This window comes from Staphylococcus sp. GDX7P312P (genome assembly GCF_008385775.1).
Lineage (GTDB): Bacteria > Bacillota > Bacilli > Staphylococcales > Staphylococcaceae > Staphylococcus > Staphylococcus haemolyticus.
In genome coordinates this window covers 1-22424 of record NZ_VUKI01000004.1, presented here as the reverse complement: position 1 = coordinate 22424, position 22424 = coordinate 1, and the positions used below count along the sequence as shown (strand labels likewise).

Here is a 22424-nt window from a genome sequence, read left to right as displayed (position 1 = left end):
AGAATTCTGTCCCACTCCCAATGTATGTAAATTCGAAATACAGTGCAATTTCATATCTTGACACTAACAAGTTAATAAACGTACAATTAATATGTATAATTATTATACATTTATAAAAATCATGAAGAGATTTTGATATACAAAGCAAATACCTAGAAAAAGGAGGTGTTTATGTGAATTTATTAAACCTCCTACTCATTTTGCTGGGGATTATTCTAGGGGTTGTTGTGGGGTATTTTGTAGCCCGAAATTTATTGCATCAAAAGCAATTACAAGCTAGACAAACTGCTGATGATATTATCAAGCAAGGTCAAAAAGAAGCAGATAATATCAAAAAGGAAAAATTATTAGAGGCAAAAGAAGAAAACCAAATCATAAGAGAACAAACTGAATCAGAACTACGTGAAAGACGTGGTGAGCTTCAAAGACAAGAAGCCCGACTTCTTCAAAAAGAGGAAAATTTAGATCGAAAATCTGATCTTCTCGATAAAAAAGATGAGATTTTAGAACAAAAAGAATCTAAACTTGAAGAAAGACAACAACAAGTAGATGCAAAAGAGAGTAGTGTTCAGACATTAATAATGAAGCATGAACAAGAATTAGAACGCATCTCCGGTCTCACTCAAGAAGAAGCTGTAAATGAACAACTTCAAAGGGTTGAAGAAGAACTGTCACAAGATATTGCAGTACTTGTTAAAGAAAAAGAGAAAGAAGCTAAAGAAAAAGTTGATAAAAAAGCAAAAGAATTATTAGCTACTACCGTTCAAAGATTAGCTGCTGACCATACAACTGAATCAACAGTTTCAGTAGTTAATTTACCAAATGATGAGATGAAAGGTCGTATCATTGGTAGAGAAGGTAGAAATATTAGAACTTTAGAAACATTAACAGGTATTGATTTAATCATTGATGATACACCAGAAGCGGTTATTTTATCTGGTTTTGATCCAATTAGACGTGAAATCGCGCGTACAGCATTAGTTAATTTAGTCTCAGATGGACGCATCCATCCAGGCAGAATTGAAGAAATGGTAGATAAAGCTAGAAAAGAAGTAGATGACATTATTAGAGATGCTGGTGAACAAGCAACATTCGAAATCAATGTTCATAATATGCATCCAGACTTAGTTAAAGTCTTAGGTCGTCTAAATTATAGAACTAGTTATGGTCAAAACGTTTTGAAACATTCTATTGAAGTGGCGCATTTATCTGGAATGCTTGCTGCTGAACTAGGAGAAGATGTTAGCTTGGCCAAACGTGCTGGATTACTTCACGATGTTGGTAAAGCGATAGATCATGAGGTTGAAGGTAGCCACGTAGAAATAGGTGTTGAATTAGCTAAAAAATATGCAGAAAATGAAACTGTAATTAATGCTATTCACTCTCATCATGGTGATGTTGAACCTACTTCTATTATTTCAATTCTAGTAGCAGCTGCTGACGCATTATCTGCGGCTAGACCAGGTGCTCGTAAAGAAACGCTTGAAAACTATATACGTAGATTAGAACGCTTAGAAACACTATCTGAAGGTTATGATGGTGTAGAAAAAGCATTCGCTATTCAAGCAGGTCGAGAAATTAGAGTTATTGTTTCCCCTGATGAAATAGATGACTTGAAGTCATACAGACTGGCTAGAGACATTAAAACGCAAATAGAAGATGAATTACAATATCCTGGTCACATCAAAGTGACAGTTGTAAGAGAGACAAGAGCAGTAGAGTATGCGAAATAGTTTTTAACAGATCCAAATTTGGGTCTGTTTTTTCTTTTTATTTAAAATTCAATTATTAATTAAAAATAATAAAGTAGGTGAAATGTTGTCATTAAAAAAGAGTGAGATTGAATTCATTACGAATTCAATCTCACTCCAAATAGATGACTAGAACCAAAGTATAAACTAATTGAGGACATACTCAAAGTTCAATCATTTAATATAAATTTTCATTGTAAACTTAAACTATTTGATGTTTATGCTTATCCTTAATTGATAGTCTTATAAATTATTTAAGTTGTAAATCTGTTTTTCTTAATTCAGAAATTATTTCTGCTGTATCATAGCAATTAGTAGCAATATTTGAATATCTTTCAGCTAAACGATAAGCGTTGATGTATAATTCAAGACTTTCTTTAGCGATATCTTCTGCATCTTCAGATTTAGATGGATTAGATTTTACCACTAATTCTGCAAACTTTTCTGGATCAATATTAATTGACATGTAAATTTTACAACTCCTATTACTTTTGATAAACCTATCTTAACATATGTTGTATACATGCTAAAGCAAATAGATATCAAATTTAAAAAGAGTATGAATATCCTCTTTTATTATAGACCTATATGAATTAAACTATTTTTATGAGAGGATGAACATTCAATGAGGATATTATTTATTGGAGATATCGTAGGTAAAGTTGGAAGAAATGCGATTGCTGAATATTTACCTAAAATAAAACAATCATATAGACCTACTGTAAGTATCGTTAATGCTGAAAATGCAGCGCACGGTAAGGGTCTAACTGAAAAGTTATATAAACAATTATTAAGAGATGGCGTAGATTTCATGACGATGGGTAATCATACATACGGTCAACGTGAAATTTATGACTTTATTGATGATGCAAACAGAATGGTAAGACCCGCTAATTTTCCAAGTGAAGCGCCTGGTGTAGGCATGAGATTTATTCAAATTAATGATATTAAATTAGCAATTATTAATTTGCAAGGCCGTTCATTTATGCAAGATATCGACGACCCTTTTAAAAAAGCTGATCAACTTATTGAAGAAGCTAAAAAAGAGACTAATTTTATATTTGTTGATTTTCATGCAGAAACGACATCAGAAAAAAATGCAATGGGATGGTATTTAGATGGTAGAGTAAGTGCGGTAGTTGGTACGCATACGCACATTCAGACTTCAGATGAACGTGTACTACCGAATGGCACAGGATATATTACTGATGTTGGTATGACAGGATATTACGATGGTATATTAGGTATTAATCGTGATGAAGTAATAGAGAGATTTATTACAAGCTTACCACAACGTCATGTTGTGCCGGATGATGGAAGAAGTGTTCTATCTGGTGTTATTATAGATTTAGATAAAGATGGAAAAACAAAACAAATTGAAAGAATTTTAATTAATGACGATCATCCATTTAATAAATAATTCAAAAGAAACTTATAGATGAACGAATATAGTCCATTAGTATGAATTTAAATAATTGCCACTGTTGTCATAGTAAGACGGTGGTTATTTTTGTTATGATTTATTATGAATTAATTCCACAGGAGGCATATGATATGAAATCACAAATATCATGGAAAGTGGGCGGACAACAAGGTGAAGGTATCGAATCGACTGGAGAAATCTTTGCCACAGCAATGAATCGTAAAGGTTATTATTTATATGGATATAGACATTTCTCAAGTCGTATAAAAGGTGGACATACTAATAACAAAATTAGAGTATCTACTGCACCTGTACATGCAATCAGTGATGATTTAGACATTCTAGTGGCTTTTGATCAAGAAACGATTGAATTGAATCATCATGAAATGCGTGAAGATAGCATTATTATTGCTGATGCAAAAGCTAAACCGACAAAACCTGAACAATGTCGTGCTCAACTTATTGAATTACCTTTTACTAGCACAGCTAAAGAATTAGGTACTGCATTAATGAAAAATATGGTTGCTGTAGGAGCAACATGTGCAATCATGGATTTAGATACTGCAACATTTGAAACCCTTATAACTAATATGTTTACTAAAAAAGGTGAAAAAGTTGTAGAAATGAACATTGAAGCTCTAAATCAAGGTTATACATTGATGAAAGAACAATTAAATGATTTACAAGGAGACTTCAAACTACAAACGACTGAAGAGACTCCACACTTATATATGATTGGTAATGATGCTATTGGATTAGGTGCAATTTCAGCTGGTTCTCGTTTCATGGCTGCTTATCCAATTACACCGGCATCTGAAATTATGGAATATATGATTGCAAACGTCCCAAAAGTAGGCGGCACGGTAGTACAAACTGAAGATGAAATTGCTGCAGCCAATATGGCAATTGGTGCTAATTATGCAGGTGTCAGAGCATTCACTGCTAGTGCTGGCCCAGGTTTATCACTTATGATGGAAGCCATAGGCCTATCAGGTATGACTGAAACACCTTTAGTCATTATTAATACTCAACGTGGTGGACCATCTACAGGTTTACCAACCAAGCAAGAACAATCAGATTTAATGCAAATGATTTATGGTACGCATGGAGATATACCTAAAATAGTAGTTGCTCCTACAGATGCTGAAGATGCATTTTATTTAACTATTGAGGCTTTTAATTTAGCAGAAGAATATCAGTGCCCAGTAATTATATTGAGTGACTTACAATTATCATTAGGTAAACAAACAGTTGAACGCTTAGATTATAATAAAATTCAAATACGCCGTGGCGAGTTATTACAATCTGATATTGAACGAGAAGAAGATGACAAACAATACTTTAGAAGATATGCATTAACAGGAAATGGTGTATCACCTAGACCTATTCCAGGTGTTAAAGGTGGCATACACCATGTAACTGGCGTTGAACATAATGAAGAAGGTAAACCGAGTGAAGCTTCTGAAAATAGACGTCAACAAATGGAAAAACGAATGCTTAAAACAACAAATTTACTAATTGAAAAACCTGTTGAGTTAGATGAACAACACGAAGAAGCAGATATTCTATTTATAGGGTTCATATCTAGTAAAGGTGCTATTCAAGAAGGTGCTGAAAGATTAAACGCTCAAGGTATAAAAGTAAATACAATGCAGATTCGACAACTACATCCTATGCCGAAAGATGTCATTCAAGCAGCTATCGATAAAGCATCTAGAGTTATTGTTGTTGAACATAATTATCAAGGTCAACTTTCAAATATCCTTAAAATGAATACAACTATTCAAGATAAATTAATAAATCAAACTAAGTATGATGGAACACCTTTCTTACCTCATGAAATTGAATCTAAAGGACAAAAAGTAGTAAGCGAAAGTAAGGAGTTGGTATAATTGGCTACATTTAAAGATTTTCGAAATAATGTGAAGCCAAATTGGTGCCCAGGTTGTGGTGATTTCTCAGTTCAAGCAGCTATTCAAAAGGCAGCAGCTAATGTAGGGTTAGAGCCAGAGGAAGTAGCAATTATTACTGGTATAGGTTGTTCAGGACGACTATCTGGTTATATTAATTCATACGGTGTACATGGCATACATGGGCGTGCTTTACCATTAGCGCAAGGTGTAAAAATGGCGAACAAGGATTTAACAGTTATTGCTTCTGGTGGTGATGGTGATGGATACGCTATTGGTATGGGTCATACCATACACGCATTAAGACGTAATATGAACATGACGTATATTGTTATGGACAATCAAATTTATGGCTTAACTAAAGGTCAAACGTCGCCTTCATCTGCGGTTGGTTTTGTTACTAAATCTACCCCTAAAGGTAATATCGAGAAGAATGTTGCACCACTCGAATTAGCTTTATCATCAGGCGCTACTTTTGTAGCACAAGGCTTTTCTAGTGATATTAAAGCATTAACTAAACTAATTGAAGATGCGATTAACCATGATGGTTTTTCTTTTGTAAATGTCTTTTCACCATGTGTAACATACAACAAAGTAAACACATATGATTGGTTTAAAGAACATTTAACTAGTTTAGAAGATATCGAAGGCTATGATACTTCAGATAAACAATTAGCAATGAAGACTGTTCTAGATCATGAATCACTAGTTAAAGGTATTGTATATCAAGATACTGAAACACCATCATATGAGTCTCAAATTGAAGAATTAAATGAAAGTGCATTATCTAAACGCGATATTCATATAACAGAAGAAGATTTTAATAACTTAACTGCTCAATTTGTATAGAAATTGTAGGAGCTCACTTTAAAACGCTTTAAGTTTTGAAGTGAGTTTTTTTATAACTTAAGAGTTTTTTTATTGAAAATAATAACACCATTGCTTAATGATGTATAGAAAATATTAAAATATTTTAGTTTAAGTAATCATTGTTAAAAATCATTTAAATACTTTTTAGAACATATAAAATGGGAAAGAATAATAATAACACTATACTTAAGAGAGGTTTTTACAATGGATAAATATCATTCAATGAAAGAATTACAAAATGAGACAATTGAGAATGAGGATTGGGAGATAATTACTGAAGATAGAGATAGTAACGTAACGATTTTAGCAATACATGGTGGTGGAATTGAACCAGCTACTTCTGAAATTGCTAGGGTCATCGCTAATGAAGGGCAATTTAATTATTTCGCCTTTAACGGTATTCGTACAAAAGGAAACAATGAATTGCATGTGACATCTATAAACTATGATAATGATATCGCAATGAACTTAGTGAAATCTAGTGAACGTGCTGTAACAATTCATGGATGTCTTGGTGAAGAAAACGTTGCTTATATCGGTGGTAAAGATAATCAATTAAAAGAGCGTATTGCTAATGAATTAAATCAAATAGGTGTAGAAGTTAAAGAAGCACCGAGTCACATGTCTGGTGTTCAAGATGATAATATAGTTAATTGCACTAAAAATGAAGTTGGGGTACAAATAGAATTAACATCTAGTTTAAGAAAGTCTTTATTTAAAAATAATAAGTTTAATCGTAAAAGTAGAATGGATGAATCAAATTGGGATGATAAAATGTATGATTTTGGCCAAGCAATTAACTCGGCAATTAATTAAGGCAAGTTAAATAAGGGCGTGGTAAAATTAAGGTAATAATATTGAATGAGGTGATTGTTAATGCAAGACACATTAATGAGTATTCAAATCGTTCCGAAAACGCCAAACAATGAAGACGTTATACCTTATGTAGATGAGGCAATAAAAATTATTGATGATTCTGGATTGCATTTTAGAGTTGGCCCGCTTGAGACCACAGTTCAAGGTGATATGAGTGAGTGCTTAATTTTAATCCAAAAATTGCATGAACGTATGGTTGAATTAGAATGTCCGAGTATTATAAGTCAAGTTAAGTTCTACCATGTACCAGCTGGCATCACAATTGAAACATTGACAGGAAAATATGATAACGAGTAAGTAAAGTTTAAATGAGATAAGCCTGAGACATAAATCTGTGTCTTAGGCTATATTTTTTATAATGGCAGTAGTTGACTGATCTAAAAAAACCTATAACAAGCTTATATAATGCTAGTTAATCTTGCTTTGCTGGGATTACATCTAAATAAATATTGTAAAAATATTATGTCTATCCCACCCCATTCCACTTTTTAAATGACAAATTTATTAACTATTTCAACTCTTTTTGCACTTTATTATTAATTTTAATATAATGAACTAATGATATAAGGGCATATAGAAAGGAATTTTTTAAAGTGAACGAAGAACAAAGAAAAGCTGGTACGATAAATATCCTTGATGAACGCGATAGAAAAGTAGAAAAAGATTATAGTAAATATTTCGAAAAAATTTATCAACCACCTAGTTTAAAAGAAGCACGTAAACGTGGAAAACAAGATATAAATTATAATCGTGACTTTCATATAGAAGACAAGTTTGAAGGGATGGGCAAAGGCCGCACATTCTTAATAAAAACATATGGCTGCCAAATGAATGCACATGATACTGAGGTAATGGCAGGAATATTACAAGCCTTAGGATATACTGCTACAGAAGATATCAACGAAGCGGACGTTATTTTGATAAATACATGTGCGATTCGTGAAAACGCTGAAAATAAAGTGTTTAGTGAAATTGGTAACTTAAAACATTTAAAAAAGAATAGACCAGAAGCATTAATTGGTGTATGTGGATGTATGTCACAAGAAGAGTCAGTAGTAAATAAAATACTTAAATCATACCAAAATGTGGATATGATTTTCGGAACTCATAATATTCACAAATTACCTGAAATTTTAGAAGAAGCATACCTATCTAAAGCAATGGTTGTCGAAGTTTGGTCTAAAGAAGGCGACATTATTGAAAACCTTCCTAAAGTACGTGAAGGTAGTACAAAAGCATGGGTTAATATTATGTATGGCTGTGATAAATTCTGTACATATTGCATTGTACCTTTTACTAGAGGTAAAGAACGTAGTCGTAGACCAGAAGATATTATTGAAGAAGTTCGCGGTTTAGCGAGAGATGGTTATAAAGAAATAACTTTGCTTGGTCAAAATGTAAACTCATATGGTAAAGATATTAAGGATTTAGAGTATGGATTAGGAGATTTATTAGAAGACATTTCCAAAATTGATATTCCAAGAGTACGTTTTACTACTAGTCACCCATGGGACTTTACAGATAGAATGATTGAAGTAATAGCTAAAGGTGGCAATATTGTACCTCATATCCATCTACCCGTACAATCAGGAAATAATGCTGTATTGAAAATTATGGGACGTAAATATACAAGAGAAAGTTATTTAGATTTAGTTAATAGAATAAAAAAATCAATACCTAATGTAGCTTTAACTACTGATATCATTGTTGGATATCCAAACGAAACTGAAGAACAATTTGAAGAGACATTATCACTATATGACGAAGTTCAATTTGAGCACGCTTATACGTATTTATACTCTCAAAGGGATGGTACACCTGCCGCAAAAATGAAAGATAATGTACCTGAAGACGTTAAAAAAGAACGATTACAACGTTTAAATAAAAAAGTAGGACATTATTCAGAAAAAGCCATGAATCAATATGAAGGCAAAACTGTAACTGTTCTATGTGAAGGTTCAAGTAAAAAAGATGATACAGTTTTAGCAGGTTATACTGAAAAGAACAAGTTAGTTAACTTTAAAGGACCACGTGAAGCAATCGGTAAGTTAGTAAATGTTGAAATTGATGAAACAAAGCAATATTCATTAAATGGTACATTTAAAGAATTTAACGATGCACCATTGGTGACAAATTAAATGTATAGTAAAGATGATATTTTAAAACAAGCCGATCAACTCACGAGTAAAATTCAAGATTTAGATCTTATAAAATCTTATCAAAATATAGAGAAACAAATTCATGAAAATCGTAATATTGAAAGTAAAATGAATCGCTTAAAAAAACAACAAAAGCAATCAGTTAATTTTCAAAATTATGGGAAACAACATGCTTATCAGCAATCAGAAAATGAAATTGAAGCGCTTGAACATGAAATTAATGAATTACCAATAGTGGAAGAATTTCGTTCTGCTCAGTATGAAGCAAATGATTTATTACAACTAATGATAAGCACAATGGAAGATCGTTTGAATGAACATAATGAAGATGAACATAAGGATTAATGGAAGAAAGGGAAAAGCACTATGAACAATAGAAAATTGACACTTACTGCACTGTTAATTGCCACTAATGTTGTATTAAGCAGTATTATTATCATACCCTTAGGTCCTGTCAAAGCAGCACCTGTTCAACATTTCATCAATGTGTTATGCGCAGTATTTGTAGGACCATGGTACGGTTTAGCCCAAGCATTAATTTCATCAATCATAAGAAATTTATTCGGTACTGGTAGTTTTTTTGCATTTCCTGGAAGTATGATTGGCGTGCTATTGGCTAGTGTATTCTATATGTATAGAAAACATATCTTTATGGCTGCTGTTGGTGAAGTAATTGGTACAGGCATTATAGGAAGTCTTTTATGTATACCAATGGCCTGGGTTTTAGGTATGCAAGATTTCTTCGTCAAACCTTTAATGATAGCGTTTATTATTTCAAGTTTTATCGGAGCTGCTATTAGTTATTTCTTACTTATAATGTTGAAAAAAAGAGGTTTACTAGATAGATTTAAAAAATAATAGTTTGGAAATAAGAGATTGTTTTAGTTGATTTAAGGTTATCATTCCAAAAATAAAGTTCAGTCGTTTATGAAACGTATGTGTTCTTTATTTTGTTGTGATAATCTTTTTTATTTGTAAATTAAGATGAATCATTTTTAACTAAACTCTAAAAAGTAAATAAAATCAATAAAATGAACTCACGAGCGTTGTAACATTTCATATGTTAAAATATATGAGTTAAAAGCATGTAATAAATCGGAAAAAATTAGTAAGGTTGTGAAAATATGTCTAACACGACACCGATGATGCAACAATATTTAAAAATTAAATCGCAATATCAAGATTGCTTATTATTCTTCAGATTAGGCGATTTTTATGAAATGTTTTTTGAAGATGCTAAAGAAGCGTCAAGGGTATTAGAAATTACATTAACTAAAAGAGATGCTAAAAAAGAGAATCCAATACCTATGTGTGGCGTTCCGTATCATTCCGCTAATAGCTATATTGAAACATTGATAAATAATGGTTATAAAGTAGCAATTTGTGAACAAATGGAAGATCCTAAACAAACTAAAGGTATGGTAAAACGTGAAGTAGTTAGAGTTGTAACACCTGGAACAGTCATGGAACAAGGTGGTATGGATGAAAACCAAAATAACTACATTTTAAGTTTCATTAAACAAGATAGTAACTACGCCCTTAGTTATTGTGATATTTCTACAGGAGAGTTAAAAGCCACTCAAATTGAAGATGAAGATACATTGATTAATGAAATTGTAACTATTAATCCTAATGAAATCGTTGTTAACCAAGAAATTGATGAAAATCTTAAAAAACAAATCTATTTAACTACAGAAACTATAACAATTAGAGAATCTATTTCCGATGCAAGCTATGAAGTGAATCAATTAACTAATAATCATATGTATCTAGCAACACAACTATTACTCGATTATGTTTATCATACTCAAAAACGAGATTTGTCTCACTTAGAAACTGCAATAACGTATGCTGCAGTGGATTTTATGAAGATGGACTACTATGCTAAAAGAAATTTAGAATTAACCGAAAGTATTAGATTAAAATCTAAAAAAGGAACACTTTTATGGTTAATGGATGAAACTAAAACGCCGATGGGAGCACGTCGCCTTAAGCAATGGATAGATAGACCATTAATCAATAAAGAAAGAATTGAAGAAAGACTAAGTGTAGTAGAATCATTCATGAATCACTTTATTGAGAGAGACACTTTACGAGGATATTTAAATCAAGTATATGATATAGAAAGACTTGTTGGCCGTGTCAGTTATGGCAATGTCAATGCGCGTGATTTAATTCAACTTAAACATTCAATTTCAGAGATACCTAATATTAAATCTTTACTTGAAAGTATGAATGACGTAGCATCAAATCAATTTAGTTCCCTTGAACCGTTAGAAGACTTATTACAAGTGTTAGAGGATAGTTTAATCGAAGAACCGCCTATTTCCATTAAAGATGGAGGTCTATTTAAACAAGGCTTTAGTAAACAATTAGATGAATACTTAGAAGCTTCTAAAAATGGAAAAGATTGGTTAGCACAACTACAAGCTAAAGAAAGAGAGCGTACAGGTATTAAATCTCTTAAAATTAGTTTTAACAAAGTGTTTGGTTATTTTATAGAAATTACACGAGCAAATTTACAAGGATTTGAACCTAGTAAATTTGGCTATCACCGTAAACAAACATTGTCCAATGCCGAACGCTTCATTACAGATGAATTGAAAGAAAAAGAAGATATTATTTTAGGTGCAGAAGATAAAGCGGTAGATCTTGAATATCAACTATTTGTTCGCCTAAGAGAACACATTAAAACATATACTGAAAGACTTCAAAAACAGGCTAAAATCATCTCTGAACTTGACTGCCTACAAAGTTTTGCTGAAATTGCACAAAAATACAACTATGTTAAACCTGAATTTAGTGATAATAAAACGCTAAGCTTAGAGAACTCTCGCCATCCTGTTGTTGAACGTGTGATGGACTACAATGACTATGTACCTAATGACTGTAAATTAGATAAAGATAACTTTATATATCTAATAACTGGTCCTAACATGTCTGGTAAGTCAACTTACATGAGACAAGTAGCAATCATAAGCATCATGGCTCAAATGGGGGCTTATGTTCCTTGTGATAAAGCAGAATTACCAATATTTGATCAAATATTCACTCGTATAGGTGCTGCAGATGATTTAGTATCAGGAAAAAGTACATTTATGGTAGAGATGTTAGAAGCACAAAAAGCTTTAACTTACGCAACAGAAGATAGTTTAATAATCTTCGATGAAATTGGTAGAGGGACTTCAACATATGATGGGCTAGCGTTAGCTCAAGCAATGATTGAATATGTTGCTCAAACATCTCATGCGAAAACTTTATTCTCAACACACTATCATGAACTTACGACTTTAGATCAAGAACTACCAAGTCTTAAAAATGTTCATGTGGCTGCAGATGAATATCAAGGTGAATTAATCTTCTTACATAAAGTAAAAGATGGTGCTGTAGATGATAGTTATGGTATTCAAGTAGCGAAACTAGCTAACTTGCCAGATGAAGTTATTAATCGTGCACAAGTTATATTAGATGCTTTTGAACAAAGTCAAAATGCATCTGATAATGAAGAGTATTCTAACGTTACTGTTCTTAAAGATTCAGCCTCAGTGGAAGGGTTTGAAGATGATGACGCACAAAATGCAAATAACAATGATAAAAAGTCTCAAACAACAAAGTATGAAAATGAGAATGAATTTGAACAAGCGTCTTTCGATTTATTTGATTCAGAAACAATGACTAGTGAAATTGAGGAACAGATTAAAAATCTTAATATATCAAACATGACGCCTATTGAAGCATTACTAAAACTAAGTGAATTACAAAACCAATTGAGATAGAGGTGTTTGAAAATGGGCAAAATTAAAGAACTACAAACCTCTTTAGCTAATAAAATAGCAGCAGGCGAAGTAGTAGAGCGTCCAAGCTCAGTTGTGAAAGAATTGCTAGAAAATGCAATCGATGCTAAATCGACAGAAATTAATATTGAGGTAGAACAATCAGGTATATCCTCAATTAGAGTAGTAGATAACGGTACTGGAATAGAACAAGATGATTTAGATTTAGTGTTTCATAGACATGCCACAAGTAAATTAGATGCCGATGACGATTTATTTCATATCAGAACGTTAGGATTTCGTGGGGAGGCATTAGCGAGTATATCTTCAGTTGCTAAAGTTACACTTAAAACTTGCACTGATAATGAAAATGGACATGAAATTTATGCAGAAAACGGAGAGATTTTAAGTCGTAAACCTGCTAAAGCTAAAAAAGGTACAGATATTACTGTTTCATCACTTTTCTACAATACACCAGCTCGCTTAAAATATATTAAAAGCTTATACACAGAGTTAGGTAAAATTACAGATATTGTGAATCGAATGGCAATGAGTCATCCTGATATACGAATTTCATTAATATCTGATGGAAAAACGTTATTAAAAACGAATGGTTCGGGTAAAACAAATGAAGTTATGTCAGAGATTTATGGTATAAAAGTAGCAAAAGATTTAGTGCATATTCAAGGTGATACAAGTGATTATCACCTTGAAGGCTTTGTGGCCAAGCCAGAACACTCAAGAAGTAACAAACATTATATATCAATTTTTATCAATGGAAGATATATTAAAAATTTTGTACTAAATAAAGCTATTATTGAAGGTTATCATACATTACTGACAATAGGACGCTACCCGATATGCTATTTAAACATAGAAATGGATCCTATATTAGTAGATGTGAACGTCCATCCAACTAAATTAGAAGTCAGATTATCTAAGGAAGAGCAATTATATCAATTAATAGTTGAGAAAATCCGTTATGCGTTCAAGGATAGAATATTAATTCCACAAAACGATTTGGATAGAACGCCTAAAAAAAATAAAGTCTTAAATCAATTTGAACAACAAAAATTAGACTTTGAAAGAAGGCAGCGTAACTCTAATCAAGACAAATCAAATTCTCATTATTATGATATGAGTGAATCTGAATTACAAAATCCAAATTTAGAAAAAAACGATTTAGATAATAATGAGTTAATTAATGAAAGTACGGAAAGTTTCGTACATAATAATAAACGTTCAGATGACAAAGATTACTTCCAAATTCAAAAAGAAATTTTGAATGATTTAGACAATGGTGATGTTTCATCATTAAATGACGAATTTACAAACGATTCAGAAGAAGTTGTAACTGAACAAAACAATAGTGATGAAGCGTCATCAAAAGCTTATCAAACATTATACAGTCAGCAAGATTATAATGATATTAAAGGTAAAGTAAGTACCACACCATCTCGACGCGTTCCGTATATGGAAGTCGTTGGACAAGTGCATGGCACTTATATCATTGCTCAAAATGAGAATGGCATGTTTATGATAGATCAGCATGCTGCACAAGAACGTATCAAATATGAATATTTTAGAGAAAAAATTGGCGAAGTGACTAATGAAGTTCAAGATTTATTAATACCACTAACATTCCACTTTTCAAAAGACGAACAAATGATTATTGATCAATATCAAGATGAATTAGACAAAGTGGGTGTTCATTTAGAGCACTTTGGCGGTCATGATTATATCGTTAATAGTTACCCAGTTTGGTTCCCAAAAGCTGAAGCTGAAGAAATAATTCAAGATATGGTTGAGTTAGTATTAAACGATAAAAAAGTAAATGTTAAAAAAATGCGTGAAGATGCTGCCATCATGATGAGTTGCAAAAAATCAATAAAGGCAAATCATTATTTAAAAAATAATGAAATGGCGGATTTGATTGATCAGTTACGTGAAGCAGAAGATCCATTCACTTGTCCTCATGGCAGACCTATAATCATAAATTTCTCAAATTATGAACTTGAAAAACTATTTAAACGTGTAATGTAGAGAGGAAAATGCCGCATGAAGGAATATGTTTTACCAGCGATACGCAACATGAAAGATTTAGAGAAATTAATAAAAACAGATTATAAAATATGCGTATTATTAGATATGCATATCGGTCATTTGAAAAGTGTTATGGCATTACTTAAAGCAAATCAAATTGAAACTTATATTCATATTGATTTAATTAAAGGGATGGCTGTCGATGAATTTGCTTGTGAGTATATAATTCAAACTTATAATCCTAAAGGGATCGTTTCTACCAAATCTAAAGTAATTCAGAAGGCTAAATCGTTAAATAAGTTAACGATTTTTAGGGTGTTTATTATAGATAGCCAAGCATTAAGCAGAAGCATCAACTTAATTAAGAAGGTTGAACCAGATTTCGTTGAAGTATTACCTGGGATTGCACATAAAGTAGTTAAAATTATTGATGAAGAAACCCCTTCAAAAGTTATAGCAGGTGGTTTAATTAATGAAGAAAGTGAAATTGTTCAAGCACTTGATAGCGGGGCAAGTTACGTTACAACAAGCAATCGTTTATTATGGTAGATAGTATCGTTAACAATTTGGCTTTAATTTAAAATCTTAAAAAGCAATCATAACTATTTTTTAAACAATTTAAATGTGACAAATTTTTAACGAAAGTATTGACAACGCTTACAAACTTTCTGTATGATTTAAACAAGTTAATATTAGATTAAGAGACGAAGAGATTTCTGCAATGCCTTTATTAGCGCTTTTGTAGGAATCTTTTTGTCTTATAGGAGGATTCGTCATGAATGTATATTTAGCAGAATTTATTGGTACTGCTATTCTAATCCTTTTCGGTGGTGGCGTTTGTGCTAACGTCAATTTAAAGCGAAGTGCTGGACAGGATTCTGATTGGATAGTAATTGCAGCAGGTTGGGGATTAGCCGTATCAATGGGCGCATACGCAGTTGGTAAGTTTTCAGGTGCACATTTAAATCCAGCGGTTTCAATTGCTTTAGCGATGGATGGAAGTTTTAGTTGGGCTCAAGTACCTGGCTATATTATATGTCAAATGCTTGGAGGTATCTTTGGTGGTGTATTAGTTTGGTTAATGTATTTACCACATTGGAAGGCAACTGAAGATCAGGGTGCAAAGTTAGGTGTATTCTCTACAGCACCTGCAATTAAGAATTATTTTGCAAACTTTTTAAGTGAAATTATTGGGACAGCAATCTTATGTTTAGGTATCTTATTTATCGGTGTAAATAAAATTGCAGATGGAATGAATCCACTTATTGTTGGTGGCTTAATCGTGGCTATTGGCTTGAGCTTAGGTGGTCCGACTGGATATGCAATTAATCCAGCACGTGATTTAGGACCAAGAATCGCTCATGCTATATTACCAATTGCAGGTAAAGGTGGTTCTAATTGGGGATACGCGATTGTACCTGTATTAGGACCTATAGCTGGAGGTATGCTTGGAGCAGTTATTTATAAAGTATTTTATAAAGGTCAATTTGATTTAATTTGTGCAGTAGGTATTTTACTAGTAATAGCAACATTAGTATTAGGTTTAGTATTGAACAAATCTAATAAATCAAATGATATTGAGTCTATTTATTAATTAATTTAATAAATATCTTAAATTAGTGGTTAATTTTTTTGGAAAAGTGCTATACATATAGTACACTTCCTTATTATTCAAAATTAAAAAATAAGTGTTTTTATTCACATAGCAGAAAGGGAGAAAATTTATGGAAAAATACATCATGTCGATTGACCAAGGAACAACAAGTTCAAGAGCCATTCTATTTGATAAAGAAGGCGATATTAAAGGTGTTGCACAAAGAGAATTTAAGCAATACTTCCCTAAATCAGGTTGGGTAGAGCACGATGCAAATGAAATTTGGACTTCGGTATTAGCAGTTATGACTGAAGTATTAAATGAAAATGAAATAAACGCTGACCAAATTGAGGGTATTGGGATTACCAACCAACGTGAAACTACAGTTATTTGGGATAAAAATACTGGACGTCCAATATACCATGCAATTGTTTGGCAATCCCGTCAAACACAATCAATTTGTCATGAATTAAAGGAACAAGGTCATGAAGAAACATTCCGCAATAAAACTGGATTATTGTTAGATCCTTACTTCGCTGGCACAAAAGTTAAATGGATTCTTGATAATGTTGATGGAGCTAGAGAAAAAGCTGAAAATGGTGATTTATTATTCGGTACAATTGATACTTGGCTCGTTTGGAAGTTATCTGGTGGAGAAGCACATATTACAGATTATTCAAATGCTAGTCGTACTTTAATGTATAATATTTACGATTTAAAATGGGATGATGAGCTACTTGATTTATTAAATGTACCTAAACAATTATTACCGGAAGTTAAAGAATCTAGTGAAATTTACGCTCACACTAAAGATTATCATTTCTTCGGTCAAGAGGTACCGATTTCAGGTATCGCTGGTGACCAACAAGCAGCACTATTTGGACAAGCTTGTTTCGAACGTGGAGATGTTAAAAATACTTATGGTACAGGTGGCTTTATGTTAATGAATACTGGTGAAGAACCAGTTAAATCTGAAAGTGGATTGTTAACTACTATTGCATACGGCTTAGACGGTAAAGTCAATTATGCACTTGAGGGTTCTATCTTTGTTTCAGGTTCAGCAATTCAATGGTTACGTGATGGACTAAGAATTATAAATTCTGCACCTCAATCAGAGAATTATGCTACACGTGTTGATTCTACAGATAATGTTTACTTCGTACCAGCATTTGTAGGATTAGGTACACCTTATTGGGATTCAGAGGCTAGAGGTGCTATATTTGGTTTAAGTCGCGGTACTGAAAAAGAACACTTTATTCGTGCGACTTTAGAATCTTTATGCTACCAAACTCGTGATGTTATGGAAGCTATGTCTAAAGACTCTAAGATTGAAGTGAACAATTTACGTGTTGACGGTGGTGCAGTTAAAAATAACTTTATCATGCAATTCCAAGCTGATATTGTAAATACTGCTGTAGAACGCCCTGAAATACAAGAAACGACAGCATTAGGTGCAGCTTATTTAGCAGGATTAGCTGTTGGTTTCTGGGATAGTAAAGATGAAATAGCAAATAGATGGCAATTAGAAACAGAATTTACACCACAGATGTCTGAAGAAGACAGAACTAAGTTATATAAAGGTTGGAAAAAAGCAGTTGAAGCTACTCAGGTCTTTAAATTGGAAGATTAATCTCTAAACATGGCTTAGTTTATTGAAGTGTGATATGATTAAATTAAGTTAATACATCAGTCGAGATTTGAGAGACCTGTTACATACAGTTTGATTCTGTATGGATAGGTCTCTCTTTTTTCGCATAAATAAAATATCGGAGGGGTATATTTATGGCTTTATCAACATTAAACAGAGAAGTAATTAAGAAAAATTTACAAAATGAAGAATACGATGTCGTTATTATCGGTGGCGGTATTACAGGTGCAGGTATTGCGTTAGATGCGTCTCAACGAGGAATGAAAGTAGCTTTAGTAGAAATGCAAGATTTTGCTCAAGGTACAAGTTCTCGTTCTACTAAACTTGTTCACGGTGGTTTAAGATATTTAAAACAAGCTCAAATCAAAGTTGTAGCTGAAACGGGTAAAGAACGTGCGATTGTTTATGAAAATGGCCCTCATGTAACTACTCCTGAATGGATGTTATTACCAATGCACAAAGGCGGAACGTTTGGTAAATTCACAACTAATTTAGGTTTAACTGCTTATGATCGTTTAGCAGGCGTAAAAAAATATGAACGCAAAAAAATGTTAAGCAAAAAACAAACATTAAACAAAGAGCCATTGGTTAAAAAAGATGGACTTAAAGGTGGCGGTTATTACGTTGAATACCGTACTGATGATGCACGTTTAACAATTGAAGTTATGAAACGTGCTGAAGAAAATGGTGCAGAGATTTTAAATCACACGAAATCTACAGATTTCATTTACGATTCTAAATCAAAAGTAAGAGGTATTGAAGTGCAAGATCTACTTACTGGTGAAATGTATGAAATTAACGCTAAAAAAGTTATTAATGCAGCAGGCCCTTGGGTAGATGAAGTTCGTAAAAAAGATTATACACGTAACAATAAACAATTACGTTTAACTAAAGGTGTCCATGTAGTCATTGATCAATCTAAGTTTCCATTAAGACAAGCTGTTTATTTTGACACTGAAAAAGATGGTCGAATGATCTTTGCAATTCCACGTGAAGGTAAAGCATACGTTGGAACTACAGATACTTTCTATGATAATGACAAAACAAAACCTTTAACAACACAGGAAGATAGAGATTATCTAATTAATGCGATTAACTATATGTTCCCAGATGTTAATGTTAAAGATGAAGATATCGAATCAACTTGGGCAGGAGTTAGACCTTTAATTTTAGAAGATGGAAAAGACCCTTCTGAAATTTCACGTAAAGATGAAATTTGGGAAGGTAAATCAGGCTTATTAACAATCGCAGGTGGTAAATTAACAGGTTATCGTCATATGGCGCTTGAAATCGTAGATTTATTAGCTAAGCGCTTGAAACAAGAATATAAATTGACTTTTGCTGAATGTAAAACAAAACATACACCAATTTCTGGTGGTGATGTAGGTGGTAGCGCTAACTTTGAAAGTTTTGTGGAACGCAAAGTTGAAGAAGGTAAAGCGATTGGACTTCAAGCCGATGTTGCCAAACGTTTAGCTTCTAAATATGGTTCTAACGTAGATAAACTATTTAACATCGCACAAATTGCACAAGACAAAGATTTAAATTTACCTTTAGAATTATACGTTGAGTTAGTATATAGTGTACAAAACGAAATGGTGTTTAAACCAACTGATTTCTTAATTCGTAGATCTGGTAAACTTTATTTCAATATCAATGAAGTTAAACAATATAAAGATGCAGTCGTTGAAGAACTTGCTAAATTACTAAACTATACACAAAGTCAACAAAACGAATTTACTAAAGAAATTAATATTGCAATTGAAGAAGCAACTCGTGGAAATGAACAACTTGCAGTATTAAAATAAAATTAGCATTTATGTTTTGAAATTTAACATTTTTGATTAAATTCAAATATGATACTGTTAACTAACTAGTAAATTAATTTTAAACTTCAAATTCGTAGTTAATATCTGAACTGAGAGAGCTTTAATATGAAGCTCATCTCGGTTCATTTTTTATAAAATAAAGTGATTTTATGTTACAAAGCTTTAGTTGTTAAAATGAGACTAACAATTTGATAACATTAAGAATGAAAGGTATATTAAAAAGAATATAAGCTTTAAGGATTAAGTTATAATTTCACATGGAGGCATATGCGTGAGTCAACAATCATTCAAAATTACCGTTGAAGACGGCACTATGATTGAAGTAAAAGTAGATAAGGCTAAGATTGCAACATTTGGTGTCGTCCATATCTTTCACGGGATGGCTGAGCATATGGATCGATATGAAGCACTTGTGCAAGCTTTAACACATCAAGGATATGATGTTATTCGACATAATCATCGAGGGCATGGTATTGATATTGATGAAAATGAAAGAGGTCATTACGATGATATGAATATCATTGCACAAGATGCATATGAAATAGCTCAAACACTTCACGGTTCAGATCACAATATTCCATATATCGTTTTAGGACATTCAATGGGCTCAATTATTGCGCGCTTATTTGTAGAGAAATATCCAGACATTGCGCAAGGTTTAATTCTCACTGGTACTGGTCAATATCCAAAATATAAAGGGATTCCAGCCATCATCGTTTTAAAATTAATAACTTTAATTTTTGGGAAGCGCAGTCGCCTAGAATGGGTAAATCAATTTGTTTATAAATCGTTTAATAAAAAGATAGACCAACCTGAAACAAGTAGTGATTGGCTATCATCTAAACGCGATGAAATTAATAAATTTGTTAAGGATGATTACACTGGTTTCTTAGTTTCAAACCAATTAATTTACCAAACCGTTAAGAATATGATACGTACAGCAAATAATAATCAACTTAAAAAAATGAATGAACTATTACCAATACTTCTTATTTCTGGTAAGGATGATCCGTTTGGAGATTATGGGAAAGGTATACGTAAATTAGGAAAGAAATTCAAACGTGCTGGAATAAACCATATAACAGTCCAACTATATGCTAATAGAAGACATGAAATTTTATTTGAAGATGAAAAAGAAATGATTTGGAGTCATATGTTTGAATGGATCCAAAAACAAGTATTAAAGAAAAAATAAAGTGAGGGATAACTATTGAGTGACGTCAATAAACCGTTTTTAGTAGTTATAGTAGGTCCAACTGCATCAGGTAAAACAGAGTTAAGTATTGAACTTGCTAAACAAATTAACGGTGAAATCATTAGTGGGGATTCCATGCAAGTTTATAAACAAATGGACATTGGTACTGCTAAAGTTATTAATGAAGAGATGGATGGAATTCCTCATTATATGATTGATATTTTAAATCCAGATGACTCATTTTCTGTGTATGATTTCAAATTACGAGCTCAAGCACTAATAGAAGATATAACTTCAAGAGGAAAGATACCGATCATAGCAGGAGGAACAGGGTTATATATACAATCGTTAATATATGATTATCCTTTTGATGATGAGACAGTTTCAAAAGAAGTTGAACAGAAAACACAGTTACAATTACAAAAATTAGAACCATTAACTAATCAAGAAGTGCATGATTATTTAGCTACATTTGATCCACAATCTGCGAAAGACATACATCCAAATAATAGAAAAAGAGTGCTTAGAGCGATTGAATATTACTTAAACACAAAAAAACTTATAAGTTCTCGCAAGAAAGTACAACAATTTACAGAAAATTATGATACATTATTAATAGGGATTGAAATGTCGCGCAAAACATTATATTCAAGAATAAATAAACGTGTAGATATTATGTTGAGCCACGGATTATTTAATGAAGTGAAGAATCTAGTAGAACAGGGTTATGAATCTACTCAAAGTATGCAAGCAATTGGTTATAAAGAGCTGGTACCTGTTGTGAATGGTGAGTTATCAATAGACCAAGCAGTTGAAACGTTAAAACAACATTCTAGACAATATGCTAAGCGACAATTGACATGGTTCAAGAATAAATTGACTGTTCAATGGTTTAATAGAGAGACAATGTCACTTCAAATGATGTTAGATGAGATTACAACCCAAATAAATAAAAGGAGTTCTAAACATGATTGCAAACCACAACATCCAAGATCAAGCACTAGAGAACTTTAAATCACAACAAACAGAAGTTACAGTTTTCTTTTTAAACGGCTTTCAAATGAAAGGTGTTATTGAAGACTTTGACAAATATGTTGTAAGTTTAGTTTCTCAAGGTAAACAACATTTGATATACAAACATGCGATCAGCACATTTACAGTAGAGACTGAAGTTTCAGATTCTGAAGAATCAGTAAATAGTGAAGAATAAGTTGTAATTAAAGTGCAACGTTGCAAGTTCTTAAGAGCGTAGACAACGGTCTTAATGAAAGTGTAACTTGTAATAAACTCATCAAATTTTAGCACTTTTGACAAATAGAGGAATGTTTGTAATATAAAAAGCTTCATTATAGA

General features: G+C 32.3%; 19 protein-coding genes. 18 read left to right on the top strand and 1 reads right to left on the bottom strand.

Annotation, left to right across the window (positions count from 1 at the left end):
* Positions 1-173 precede the first annotated feature (173 nt).
* On the top strand, positions 174-1733 hold the full coding sequence (rny, locus tag F1592_RS01670) for a ribonuclease Y (RefSeq protein ID WP_011275913.1): 1560 nt from the start codon (positions 174-176) through the stop codon (positions 1731-1733).
* A gap of 268 nt (positions 1734-2001) precedes the next feature.
* On the opposite strand, the gene F1592_RS01665 is transcribed toward rny, so the two are convergent.
* Positions 2002-2217 carry a hypothetical protein gene (locus F1592_RS01665; protein ID WP_037537291.1) on the bottom strand — a complete coding sequence of 72 codons (216 nt, stop codon included), beginning with the start codon at positions 2215-2217 and terminating at the stop codon, positions 2002-2004.
* A 159-nt stretch (positions 2218-2376) separates the two neighbouring features.
* Between F1592_RS01665 and F1592_RS01660 the strand changes: the two genes are divergently transcribed.
* From F1592_RS01660 to hfq, 17 genes are all read left to right on the top strand, one after another.
* Positions 2377-3171 carry a TIGR00282 family metallophosphoesterase gene (locus F1592_RS01660; RefSeq protein WP_011275911.1) on the top strand — a complete coding sequence of 265 codons (795 nt, stop codon included), beginning with the start codon at positions 2377-2379 and terminating at the stop codon, positions 3169-3171.
* A 134-nt stretch (positions 3172-3305) separates the two neighbouring features.
* Positions 3306-5066 (top strand): 2-oxoacid:acceptor oxidoreductase subunit alpha, encoded by a 1761-nt coding sequence (locus F1592_RS01655; protein WP_053017101.1) that lies wholly within the window; start codon positions 3306-3308, stop codon positions 5064-5066.
* Positions 5067-5933 (top strand): 2-oxoacid:ferredoxin oxidoreductase subunit beta, encoded by an 867-nt coding sequence (locus F1592_RS01650; protein ID WP_037537287.1) that lies wholly within the window; start codon positions 5067-5069, stop codon positions 5931-5933.
* Positions 5934-6158: 225 nt separating this feature from the next.
* Positions 6159-6770: a poly-gamma-glutamate hydrolase family protein gene (locus tag F1592_RS01645; protein ID WP_053017102.1), complete on the top strand. Its 612-nt coding sequence runs from the start codon at positions 6159-6161 to the stop codon at positions 6768-6770.
* Positions 6771-6830: 60 nt separating this feature from the next.
* Positions 6831-7127: a thiamine-binding protein gene (locus F1592_RS01640; protein ID WP_011275907.1), complete on the top strand. Its 297-nt coding sequence runs from the start codon at positions 6831-6833 to the stop codon at positions 7125-7127.
* 296 nt (positions 7128-7423) lie between these two features.
* Positions 7424-8968 (top strand): tRNA (N6-isopentenyl adenosine(37)-C2)-methylthiotransferase MiaB, encoded by a 1545-nt coding sequence (gene miaB / locus F1592_RS01635; RefSeq protein ID WP_037537282.1) that lies wholly within the window; start codon positions 7424-7426, stop codon positions 8966-8968.
* Complete coding sequence (locus F1592_RS01630) at positions 8969-9334, top strand: YlbF/YmcA family competence regulator (RefSeq protein WP_037537281.1); 366 nt, start codon at positions 8969-8971, stop codon at positions 9332-9334.
* A 21-nt stretch (positions 9335-9355) separates the two neighbouring features.
* Entirely contained in the window at positions 9356-9847 is a 492-nt protein-coding gene (gene thiW, locus F1592_RS01625) for an energy coupling factor transporter S component ThiW (RefSeq protein WP_011275904.1), read from the top strand.
* 266 nt (positions 9848-10113) lie between these two features.
* Positions 10114-12765 (top strand): DNA mismatch repair protein MutS, encoded by a 2652-nt coding sequence (gene mutS, locus F1592_RS01620; protein ID WP_149809700.1) that lies wholly within the window; start codon positions 10114-10116, stop codon positions 12763-12765.
* Positions 12766-12777: 12 nt separating this feature from the next.
* Positions 12778-14805: a DNA mismatch repair endonuclease MutL gene (gene mutL, locus F1592_RS01615; RefSeq protein WP_053017105.1), complete on the top strand. Its 2028-nt coding sequence runs from the start codon at positions 12778-12780 to the stop codon at positions 14803-14805.
* Between the two features lie 15 nt (positions 14806-14820).
* Positions 14821-15354: a glycerol-3-phosphate responsive antiterminator gene (locus F1592_RS01610; RefSeq protein ID WP_037537275.1), complete on the top strand. Its 534-nt coding sequence runs from the start codon at positions 14821-14823 to the stop codon at positions 15352-15354.
* A 226-nt stretch (positions 15355-15580) separates the two neighbouring features.
* A complete protein-coding gene (locus F1592_RS01605) occupies positions 15581-16399 on the top strand; it encodes an MIP/aquaporin family protein (RefSeq protein WP_011275900.1) in 819 nt (272 codons plus the stop codon).
* Positions 16400-16529: 130 nt separating this feature from the next.
* Positions 16530-18029 (top strand): glycerol kinase GlpK, encoded by a 1500-nt coding sequence (gene glpK / locus F1592_RS01600; RefSeq protein WP_053017106.1) that lies wholly within the window; start codon positions 16530-16532, stop codon positions 18027-18029.
* A 152-nt stretch (positions 18030-18181) separates the two neighbouring features.
* Entirely contained in the window at positions 18182-19855 is a 1674-nt protein-coding gene (locus F1592_RS01595; RefSeq protein WP_053017107.1) for a glycerol-3-phosphate dehydrogenase/oxidase, read from the top strand.
* A 292-nt stretch (positions 19856-20147) separates the two neighbouring features.
* Positions 20148-21071: an alpha/beta fold hydrolase gene (locus F1592_RS01590; protein WP_037537269.1), complete on the top strand. Its 924-nt coding sequence runs from the start codon at positions 20148-20150 to the stop codon at positions 21069-21071.
* A gap of 15 nt (positions 21072-21086) precedes the next feature.
* Complete coding sequence (gene miaA / locus F1592_RS01585; protein WP_149809701.1) at positions 21087-22085, top strand: tRNA (adenosine(37)-N6)-dimethylallyltransferase MiaA; 999 nt, start codon at positions 21087-21089, stop codon at positions 22083-22085.
* Positions 22039-22281: an RNA chaperone Hfq gene (hfq, locus tag F1592_RS01580; RefSeq protein WP_011275895.1), complete on the top strand. Its 243-nt coding sequence runs from the start codon at positions 22039-22041 to the stop codon at positions 22279-22281. The genes miaA and hfq overlap by 47 nt, the downstream gene beginning before the upstream one ends.
* Positions 22282-22424: the final 143 nt, after the last annotated feature.

Excerpts from the sequence above, each read along its gene's own strand:
- mutS (WP_149809700.1), top strand. The coding sequence starts at position 10,114 with ATGTCTAACACGACACCGATGATGCAACAATATTTAAAAATTAAATCG.
- F1592_RS01655 (WP_053017101.1), top strand. The coding sequence starts at position 3,306 with ATGAAATCACAAATATCATGGAAAGTGGGCGGACAACAAGGTGAAGGT.
- mutL (WP_053017105.1), top strand. The coding sequence starts at position 12,778 with ATGGGCAAAATTAAAGAACTACAAACCTCTTTAGCTAATAAAATAGCA.
- F1592_RS01645 (WP_053017102.1), top strand. The coding sequence starts at position 6,159 with ATGGATAAATATCATTCAATGAAAGAATTACAAAATGAGACAATTGAG.
- F1592_RS01605 (WP_011275900.1), top strand. The coding sequence starts at position 15,581 with ATGAATGTATATTTAGCAGAATTTATTGGTACTGCTATTCTAATCCTT.
- F1592_RS01595 (WP_053017107.1), top strand. The coding sequence starts at position 18,182 with ATGGCTTTATCAACATTAAACAGAGAAGTAATTAAGAAAAATTTACAA.
- glpK (WP_053017106.1), top strand. The coding sequence starts at position 16,530 with ATGGAAAAATACATCATGTCGATTGACCAAGGAACAACAAGTTCAAGA.
- F1592_RS01610 (WP_037537275.1), top strand. The coding sequence starts at position 14,821 with ATGAAGGAATATGTTTTACCAGCGATACGCAACATGAAAGATTTAGAG.
- F1592_RS01630 (WP_037537281.1), top strand. The coding sequence starts at position 8,969 with ATGTATAGTAAAGATGATATTTTAAAACAAGCCGATCAACTCACGAGT.
- F1592_RS01665 (WP_037537291.1), bottom strand. The coding sequence starts at position 2,217 with ATGTCAATTAATATTGATCCAGAAAAGTTTGCAGAATTAGTGGTAAAA.
- F1592_RS01660 (WP_011275911.1), top strand. The coding sequence starts at position 2,377 with ATGAGGATATTATTTATTGGAGATATCGTAGGTAAAGTTGGAAGAAAT.
- hfq (WP_011275895.1), top strand. The coding sequence starts at position 22,039 with ATGATTGCAAACCACAACATCCAAGATCAAGCACTAGAGAACTTTAAA.
- F1592_RS01640 (WP_011275907.1), top strand. The coding sequence starts at position 6,831 with ATGCAAGACACATTAATGAGTATTCAAATCGTTCCGAAAACGCCAAAC.
- thiW (WP_011275904.1), top strand. The coding sequence starts at position 9,356 with ATGAACAATAGAAAATTGACACTTACTGCACTGTTAATTGCCACTAAT.